The organism is Arthrobacter sp. LAPM80, from assembly GCF_046736435.1.
In the GTDB taxonomy this organism is placed as follows: Bacteria; Actinomycetota; Actinomycetes; order Actinomycetales; family Micrococcaceae; genus Specibacter.
The window spans coordinates 1-888 of record NZ_JBCHVD010000059.1; the positions used below are offsets into that span (position 1 = coordinate 1).

The 888-nt window shown below is 58.7% G+C and carries 1 protein-coding gene; it reads right to left on the reverse strand.

All coding sequences use genetic code 11. The annotated features are described in order from the left end of the window. Positions 1 to 819: ISAs1 family transposase (locus tag AAGW05_RS18500; protein ID WP_411806026.1), on the reverse strand; the 819-nt coding region annotated here is incomplete at its 3' end. Positions 820 to 888 lie beyond the last annotated feature (69 nt).

Sequence of the window (888 nt, forward strand, 5' to 3'; positions counted from 1 at the left end):
TGGCCGTGACTTTCGGGTGATCTGAGCGGCTTGGGCTGCGCGGGGAAAGTTGATGCCCTCAGCAATACTCACGCACTTCACGGTCCGCTCAATGTCCCGGCCGTTGGCGGTCTCCACGGTCTTGTTCCCTGCCCTGACTCGTTTCCACGGCAGGTCCGCGCATTGCTTGTGCAGACCAGGCTGGTTTCCCTTCACCGTGAGCACATAGAAGGCGCCCCGGCCATGAAGATACTCGGCATGCTTACGCTGGGTATGGAGTGCATCCGCCGATACGACCACACCGGTAAGGTCCGTGATTCCGTCCAATAGTGTTGAAAAATAGGGGATCTCGTTCGATTTCTCGGCCACCGATACCTGCCCCAACACGGCACCGGTTCCATGATCAATAGCCGCCATCAGATGTACCCGCGTACCGCCGCCATTCTTGGCACCACGTACTTCCTTGCCATCGAGAGCGACCGCGACCAGGGGCGTTGCCCCCTGCGCCCATGCCCCGGCCAAGCGGTCCAGCATGTCAGCATCAAGTCGTTCGAATACCCTCCCCAAAGTGGTGGCGTGTGGGGAGCCGATACCCAAGATAGCCAGCTGGTCCCGCGCCGTGTCAGCGGCCCATTCAGCCATCTCCACTAGCGTCGTTGCCCCCGCCAATATTGAACAGACCATGATCACCAGCAAGTGCGGGAAACGGTGCCTGACCCCGCGTTTCTTCCGAGGATCCGGCAATTCACACAGAGCCGCAAGGACCTTGCCCGGATCAACCTGAACCGCGCCCAGCGGAGCGAATTCGTCAATGAACAAAGCAAAGTGAGAAGATGACATACGAGAACTCCTGGCAATCCAGCGGCTTAGACACCATCTGGCTTAACAGGAGTTCTCATCTTTAAACAG